Raw genomic sequence first — 7,578 nt, 5'->3', positions numbered from 1 at the left:
TGCGGTCGGGGTCGACGAGGCTTCCCGATTGCGGGCTCGAAATCGGAAGCGGCCGACAATTGTCGCGTTCAGCTCCTCAATCTCGCGCTCTTACGAAAAACTGGAAATCAGGGAGACGCACATGGAGCACGCCAATTGGGAGCGAGCCAGATCATGCGTTGTGCTCTTGACCGGATACGAACCGCCGCCTGGATATCCGTGACGGGATAAGGTCTTATTCTGGAACAGAAATCCGTGATTATCTACCAGCTGAAAGATTTGCATCAATTGCGCCCCGTCAATGACGCTAAATGGACTGTGGGCAAAGTGACCATCCACACCAATTAAGCCGGAAAAAGTGTGTTCTCGATAGTATTATTGCAACGACCGTAAGCAGCGCAACGTGGCGAGAGTGAAAGCCCACTATATCAGTAGAGCTGTTTACGGCTATTTAAGCTCCATGGCTGACTTTTGATCCGCAAGATGCGCATGTGAGTTCCCTTCCAGAGAAGGCAGGGCTCCTGTGTTTTGTTTATAGGTCAGCCGGCTGGACGCCCCGCGCCCCGCCGATATGGGACGTTCCGGAAGGCAACATCGTTCATGATTCAGAGATTTCAATCCCTGTCCTTCAAGGTCATCGCCACCTTCATTCTACTGACCGCACTGTCGATTGCGGTCATCAACGTTCTCGCCTATTTTGCTAGCAACCGCATTTCCGGCGAACAGGCGCTCAAGGCAACGGAGAGTATCCTGATCTTCCGAGGTGACATGCTGCGGGATCAACTGGACCAACTGGAAAATCAAGCAAACTCGATTGCGCGCATCGAAGCAATACAGATGTCGATAACAAAGCTGAAAAGCGGCTGGAACTCCATCGGGAAGACCGGCGATGCCCGCGCCGAATTGAAGAAGGTGTTCATCACCAACAATCCGAACCAGGCCGACCAGCGCGAGAAGCTGATGAAGCCAGAGGCACCAAGCGGCTTTTATTATTCCAACCATGAGACGACACAGAGCGAGGTCGCGCGTGACCTTGAAAGCACCGCCTTCAGCGACCTGTTGATTGCAGATCTCGACGGCAACGTCCTCTACTCCTATAAGAAGAATGACGATTTCGCCGAGAACCTGAAGGCCGATGTGTGGAAGTCGACCGGCGCCGGGCTCGCATTCGCAAAGGCTGTCGAAAACACCGCCAAAGCGACTGACAATTCCGCGCCGACAGGCTTCTCTGGTCTTCGCATCGATGCAAGAAACGGCAAGTCGGCAATCTTCTATGCCGTGCCAGTCGTCAGGCTTGGTGCCGCGAAAGGCATTATCCTCTTCAAGGTGCGTGACGACATCATCAGCAGCATCCTCACCAAGGGCATCGTGGCCGGCAGCACAGCGCAGGCCGCTATCATCTCGGAAGACAGCTCGGCTATCGGTGTGAACGCAGACGGTCAGCTCGTGACGCTCGATGTCGCGCCTTTCACATTCGCCAAGGATGCACTTTCGGCAAAAACCATGACGGTCAGCGACTTCGATCGCGCCGATGGTTTGGCGCGGGCCTATGTCCGCGGTATCGACTACAAAAACTCCCGCTTCCTTATTGTGGAAAGCGTGCGTCTCAGCGAACTAAATGCCGGCTCTCTCGAAATCGCAACCTTGTTGACGATGATCGCGTTCGGCGTTCTCGCCGTCATGGCCGCGGCGACCTGGGTCATCACCAAACCGCTGTTCTCGCCGCTTGCACGCCTTGCCCGCGTCACCCGCGATGTCGCCGACGGCAATCTTGACATCGAGATCGGCAGCCAGAATCGCGGCGACGAGATCGGCACGATGGCGAAAGCACTGGCACGATTCAAACAATCGCTCATCGAAAGCCGCGAGCTGGAAGCTGCCAGTAATGAAATGCGCGTTCATGCCGAGCGGGATCGCCAAAAGCATATGGCCGAGCGTGAAACTGAGGCAAAGACGCTGCAGGAGGTCGTTCAATTGATCGACGATGGTCTGCGCCATCTGGCCAGTGGCAACCTTGCCTATCAGATAGAGACCCGTTTCCCGACCGAACTCGAAGGCCTTCGCATAAATTTCAACGACGCATTGACGGCCCTCAGCGAAACGATGACGGCAATCGGAGGAAACTCCATGGCGATGCGTGCAGGCTCAGAAGAAATGCGTACCGGTGCCGACGAACTTGCCGACCGCACCGAACGGCAGGCTGCCTCAATCTCCGAGACGGCAAGCGCGATCGATGCGATCACCCAGTCGGTCCGCATTCAGATCGAGCGCGCTGAGCAGGCCGAACGTATTGCCCGCGACGCCAAGCAAGAAACTGTGGGATCCAGCCAGATTATGCGGGAGACGATTGCCGCGATGGAAGCGATCCGGGCTTCGTCGCGCCAGATCAATTCTATCATCGCCGTGATCGACTCGATTGCCTTCCAGACGAACCTTTTGGCGCTCAACGCCGGCGTCGAGGCGGCGCGCGCCGGTGAAGCCGGCAAGGGATTTGCCGTCGTTGCGATGGAAGTACGCGAACTGGCGCAGCGTTCGTCTGGCGCTGCAAAGGAGATCACGAACTTGCTGCAAAAGTCCACACATGAGGTTGAAACGGGCGTATCGCTCGTCGAGCGTGCCGGCGTCGCGCTGACCGGTATCGGCGGCCACGTCGAGGCGATCAACGGCCAGATCAGCGAGATAATGGAAACAACCAGCAACGAAGCTGATACGTTGCGTCAAATCAATGTGGCCGTTTCCCAACTGGATGCAATGACGCAGCAAAATGCCGCTATGGTCGAGGAGACGACCGCAGCGATCCACCGGCTTGCCGCGGAAGCTGCCGAAATGGACCTTCAGTTGACGAACTTCACGCTGACACAGGAGCATCGGGGTGCCGAAATACACGTCTTGGGACGCCGGGCGTAGGTGTGCTTTAAGGAAGAGCTTATAGACTGGATAGGCCACTTGGCTTGATCCAGGTTGCTTGCGACGGCGCGAAGATTAGCCGCTGCTCGGTCGTCATTACCACGCGATTGAGGGATGAACCGCCACAGATGGTAAGAGGGAACAGCGTACTCATCCAGCTTTGCCATCGCTGCGAAGTCGTCCGCCGCCTTTTGATACTGCCCCTGAAAATGTTGCACGAAAGGATCGGCAAGGTAATCGGCAGGTAGCTGGCTGATGGGCCATACCGACCCCGCGGCAATCACCGCAAACGCAACGCTGCCGACGAGCACGGCCTTACCGAAGCGAGGATGCAGAGTTGCTCCGTGGCACGTTCATGTCAAGTCGCTGCTCGCCACCGCCATCGACCCGCGTATCCTTTTTCATCTCGGCCTCGTCTTGGGGGATAACGTGCTGCCCAGATTGGTGGCCGGCAATCCGAGGCAGAAGGAGACCCATGAAATGGCAAGCAAGCAAAGCGAAGCGAACAAAAAACATTACGAGACTCTTATGACCCATGCGCAGAACGGCGAACAACTGTCGCCTGAGGAGGCGGCCGCCTGGAACGACGCCGAATGGACCAAGCTGACGGCGGAACCGGGTGGCGTGGACTTTCTGGAGGTGGAGGTTGGCGGTAGGCCGGCGCTTTGGATCGTCCCGAAAGGCGCGGTGCATGACCGTGTCATCTTCTATATTCACGGCGGCGGATTTGTAGGCGGCTCAATCTACACCCACCGCAAGATGATCGCCCATCTCGCCAAGGCGACCGGCTGCCGAGCCCTCGCCATTAGCTACGATTATGTTTACCAGGGGCGGCACTATCCCGCCCAGCGCAATCAGGCCGTTGATGCCTATCGCTGGCTGCTGGATCAGGGCATCGAGCCTCGGCATATCGCAGGCGCCGGGGATTCAGCCGGCGTCACAATTCTTTTTGGCGCACTTCTGGTGTCCCGTGATCGGGGGCTGCCGCTTCCGGCTGCGATCATCAGCATCTCCGGCTGGTATGACATGGCAGCAGCCGGCGCGAGCTACCAGTCGAACAGCCAGAAGGATCTCTTCTTCCAGAAGGGAACGGTCGAGTGGCTGGCCGGCATGGTGCTCGCTGGGGTAGATCCACGCGATCCCTATGCGAGCCCGCTCTACGCAGATGTCACCGGCTTCCCGCCGATCTTCCTGCAAGCCGGCGGCGATGAAACACTGCTCGACGACAGCCTCGTCTTTGCCGAGCGCGCCAGGACTGCCGGCGTCGATGTAAGGATCGATGTGTTTCCGCGGATGCTTCATTCCTTCCAGATGCTGGCCGGCCGCGCACCTGAGGCGGACGATGCGATCGGCAGGTTCGCCGCGTGGGTGAGGCCGAAGCTCGGGCTGCCTGAGGCGGAAAGCAACGCCTCATGATTGTCGTGGGGCTAAAGGCCGGCGGAACGGATTTCCTTGCTTCGTCGGCTCGGGTACGATGGAGGCGGCTAGTGAGCTTGCGCCAAGGGTCGCAGCTCCGTGTGCGATTTTGGATGGATAAAGTATGAAGCTTCAGCCGCGCGTCAAACCCACCGGTCTCTTCGATGTCCAATACGCCGCTTTTCTTAAGACGGTCTCGCATCTGCGCGCTCGGCTTCATCGCTATTGCACACGCATGGTCGGCTCGGCCATGGATGGCGAGGATATCATACAGGAAGCCCTGTTCGAGGCCTATCGCAAGGTCGATCAGCTGGAGGATGCGCGAGCTTTGCAGGGATGGTTGTTCCGCATTGCGCATAATCGGTGCATCGACTTTCTGCGCAATCGCAAAGCGCGGGAGCGGGCCGAGGCGAATTATGCGGAGGAGGAGATCATCCTGCCGGTCGAGCCGACCGGGTTCGGCGCTGGCCGGGCGATCGAGCGCCTTGTCATCCATCTGCCGCCGAAAGAACGGGCCTGCGTGCTGCTCAAGGATGTATTCGACTATTCGTTGGAGGAGATTGCCGAACTGGTCGATTCGACTGTCGGCGGCGTCAAATCGGCGCTCAATCGCGGCCGAACGAAGCTCGCTTTCTTGCCTGCGCGACCCTCCGTGCCCGTCGCGGTCGTCGCACCTGATCCCCAGTTGTCGCGGCTGCTGAACCGCTATGTCGACCTGTTCAACCAACGCGACTGGGACGGCGTCCGCGCGCTCGCAAGCGCCGACGCAAGACTGCGCGTGTCCGATTGCTTCAATGGCCTGCTGGTCGATTCACCCTATTTCCTTGAGTTCGACCGGGCGCAGACGCCCTGGCGAATCGACATCGGCGAGGTCGAAGGCGAGACCGTGCTGATCGTTCTATTCGAGAAACACGATGGCTGGCTGCCGACCTATCCAGTACGCGTGCACTTGCGAGATGGTGTGATCGACGCAATTACCGATTATTACGCCTGCCCATGGTTGTTGCCGACAGCGGACAACGTTCGCGTCAATGGCCGCCCGATTTTCGATAAGGTCGAGAGAGGCTCATAGTGGGCCTCCGCCGGATCGGTAGCTCTTGAATGGATACGAACCACCGGCTCTGCAATTCCATATCGACGAAACCACAATGGTTTCCCCTGGCAGCATGGGAGCAGGAAGAGGTATTGCCTCATGTAGGCCTATTCGAAGGCGACGCTTGCGCGACGATCGGGGCTTTGCTCACCGAGCTGCGGTTCGTCCGCGAGCGGTTGGCCCTCTGCGAAGCTGGAAAGAGCGTCAGCATTACACGCGGCTGGGTTCCGAGTTTTTGAGAGTGGAGGAGATAGCAATGTTTGAATATTCGAGAGAGCCACCGCCGAAAGACGATGTCCTCACCATCATCCGTGACGAAGCACTGGCACATTATAATTTTGTCGGCCATTTGAACCGGCATGCCTTTGGCACGTTCAGGGACCACCCGCCCGTCTTTCGTGGCAAATCGCGTGACATGTTTCACCATCTCCACAGTATGCGCGATCTGCTGCAAAACCTAATGGACGATCCGACATTGGACGAGGAACTTTGCTGGAATCAGCCAAAGCCGATGTCGACGGACGAGGTCCATAGCTTGCTGCAGACGAAGATCGGTAGTCGGCCTGACATCCGCTATCTTCAGATTGCGGTTTACTAGAATGACGAACACAGATGCTTCGGTACGAACCTGCCGGTGGACTGGTCGCCGGGCTTTGCCTTTTCGTCGACGTCCTCGGACCCGAAGACCTTGGAAATCCTGAAAAAGACTTCCTCGGCCATCTGCTCTCGTTGCAGGTCGCACTCGGCTGAATCTTCGCAGCGCGCATCGTCGGTGCCGTGCTCCGGCCGGATTCCCGCTGACGAGGCATCCTCAGCCCCCTCAAGCACAATCCTTCCGGAACCGCCGGCTGCCTGATCGAGTGCCTGCAGGGTGCGGACATCGCCGTGATCCGGAGGGCTCTTTGTCACTTTCCTGTTCTTTATCTCGATCATCGTTTTCTCCCATGCTTGATTAGGGAGAACCTTCGGCAACACCAAATGTTCCTATCTTTCCGTCGATGATCAGACGCCCGCCGGCAGTATCTCGCGTGCCCGCAAAGTTTGCGGATTGGACGCGAGACAAGCTGCTCGCCGTTGATGCAACTACTTTTCTGCCCGTTGCAAAAGAATGCGCAATTCTTCGAACCGTCGCTTGCGGTCAGCGTCGCTGTCGTTCGGCGTGTAGCATATGCCCGACACACAGAACTTGGCGAGGTTGTGCGGTTTGTCCGGCTTGTCGAATTCACATTCGAACGTGTCGCTCATCTCGGCAGGTGACGTCCCCTTCCGGGTGGAATAGGCCATGCGCACACCCGGCGGCTTGAGTTCCGGAAAGGACTGGATGGCGCCGAACGTCAAACCATCCGACAACAAGAAGTCCTTCGCCACGGTCTTGCAAGTTGCTTCGAGATCGGCGGATTGCGCGAAAGCAGCGGTCGGCATCAATGCAAGACCGATTAAAACCAAAGGCTTGATCACGGTGACCTCCCTCAGATGGGTTAGAGAATGATTTAGCGCACAGATGGCAAAAGCAAGCGAAGGGTTACGGATTCTTCCCGAGAAGGCGACCGGATAGGCCTATCCGCGGCGACCTGTGGAGTTGTCGAAGAGGTCGCCGCGGGCCGTTGTCGCAGAATTTAGTCGAGGATCTTTACAACCTTGCGGGTCTTCGGCTGCACGATGATGCGCTCATGATTGACCATAGCATAGGCGTAGGTCGGATGGCCCGGCACAGGTGTAATCACTACGGTACGCGGCAAGGGGCTGCCAACGACAACCTTCTCCTTGACGACGACCTCGTCCGACGGCATCGGCTGTTCCTCGACATAGGTGACGACCTTATGCGGAGGATCAATTGCAGTCCCAACAATCGCACCCGCTACGCCACCAACAGCGGCACCAACGGGGCCACCAACGACTGCACCTGTTACCGCGCCGCCGGCGGCACCGGTAACGGTTGAGGACTGAGCGAAGGCAGGGCCAGCGAGAAGGCCCAGGGCAGCAGCCGCTATAACGATAGCTTTCGTATTCATAGCATTCTCCTTTCGTTTTCGCTCGTAAGAGACCCTTGAACAATCGCTGATGTTGCGAAGAGTTCCCGGCGTTGGGCTTAGGTCGGACGCTGTTCCGACTAAAGCCGTAGCTCGGGAACACGGCGCTGATCGCTCTGTTCGTTCCGTAACGGCAGAGAAGGGCGTATCCCC

7 protein-coding genes are annotated in these 7,578 nt (G+C 57.9%); 4 read left to right on the top strand and 3 right to left on the bottom strand.

Annotation, left to right across the window (positions count from 1 at the left end):
• Positions 1 to 579 precede the first annotated feature (579 nt).
• The 4 genes from RHSP_RS06620 (at position 580) to RHSP_RS06600 (ending at position 5,993) form a co-directional block, all read left to right on the top strand.
• Complete coding sequence (locus RHSP_RS06620; protein WP_037150106.1) at positions 580 to 2,886, top strand: methyl-accepting chemotaxis protein; 2,307 nt, start codon at positions 580 to 582, stop codon at positions 2,884 to 2,886.
• Between the two features lie 480 nt (positions 2,887 to 3,366).
• Positions 3,367 to 4,302, top strand: coding sequence for an alpha/beta hydrolase (locus RHSP_RS06610; protein ID WP_037150110.1), 936 nt, complete (start codon positions 3,367 to 3,369; stop codon positions 4,300 to 4,302).
• 124 nt (positions 4,303 to 4,426) lie between these two features.
• The gene (locus RHSP_RS06605; RefSeq protein ID WP_004111013.1) at positions 4,427 to 5,374 is read left to right on the top strand and encodes a sigma-70 family RNA polymerase sigma factor; all 948 of its coding nucleotides are present in this window, start codon (positions 4,427 to 4,429) and stop codon (positions 5,372 to 5,374) included.
• Positions 5,375 to 5,651: 277 nt separating this feature from the next.
• Positions 5,652 to 5,993 carry a hypothetical protein gene (locus tag RHSP_RS06600; RefSeq protein WP_004111011.1) on the top strand — a complete coding sequence of 114 codons (342 nt, stop codon included), beginning with the start codon at positions 5,652 to 5,654 and terminating at the stop codon, positions 5,991 to 5,993.
• Here the strand turns inward: RHSP_RS06600 and RHSP_RS06595 are convergent.
• The 3 genes from RHSP_RS06595 to RHSP_RS06585 form a co-directional block, all read right to left on the bottom strand.
• A complete protein-coding gene (locus RHSP_RS06595; RefSeq protein WP_004111009.1) occupies positions 5,990 to 6,328 on the bottom strand; it encodes a hypothetical protein in 339 nt (112 codons plus the stop codon). The genes RHSP_RS06600 and RHSP_RS06595 overlap by 4 nt on opposite strands.
• A gap of 150 nt (positions 6,329 to 6,478) precedes the next feature.
• The gene (locus tag RHSP_RS06590) at positions 6,479 to 6,853 is read right to left on the bottom strand and encodes a hypothetical protein (protein ID WP_004111007.1); all 375 of its coding nucleotides are present in this window, start codon (positions 6,851 to 6,853) and stop codon (positions 6,479 to 6,481) included.
• Positions 6,854 to 7,011: 158 nt separating this feature from the next.
• Positions 7,012 to 7,407, bottom strand: coding sequence for a DUF1236 domain-containing protein (locus tag RHSP_RS06585; protein WP_004111006.1), 396 nt, complete (start codon positions 7,405 to 7,407; stop codon positions 7,012 to 7,014).
• Positions 7,408 to 7,578: the final 171 nt, after the last annotated feature.

Origin of the sequence: Rhizobium freirei PRF 81 (genome assembly GCF_000359745.1) — a bacterium.
Lineage (GTDB): Bacteria > Pseudomonadota > Alphaproteobacteria > Rhizobiales > Rhizobiaceae > Rhizobium > Rhizobium freirei.
The sequence above is the reverse complement of the archived record's forward strand: the minus strand, read 5'-3'. Positions and strand labels throughout refer to the sequence as shown.

Excerpts from the sequence above, each read along its gene's own strand:
- RHSP_RS06620 (WP_037150106.1), top strand. The coding sequence starts at position 580 with ATGATTCAGAGATTTCAATCCCTGTCCTTCAAGGTCATCGCCACCTTC.
- RHSP_RS06610 (WP_037150110.1), top strand. The coding sequence starts at position 3,367 with ATGGCAAGCAAGCAAAGCGAAGCGAACAAAAAACATTACGAGACTCTT.
- RHSP_RS06605 (WP_004111013.1), top strand. The coding sequence starts at position 4,427 with ATGAAGCTTCAGCCGCGCGTCAAACCCACCGGTCTCTTCGATGTCCAA.
- RHSP_RS06600 (WP_004111011.1), top strand. The coding sequence starts at position 5,652 with ATGTTTGAATATTCGAGAGAGCCACCGCCGAAAGACGATGTCCTCACC.
- RHSP_RS06595 (WP_004111009.1), bottom strand. The coding sequence starts at position 6,328 with ATGATCGAGATAAAGAACAGGAAAGTGACAAAGAGCCCTCCGGATCAC.
- RHSP_RS06585 (WP_004111006.1), bottom strand. The coding sequence starts at position 7,407 with ATGAATACGAAAGCTATCGTTATAGCGGCTGCTGCCCTGGGCCTTCTC.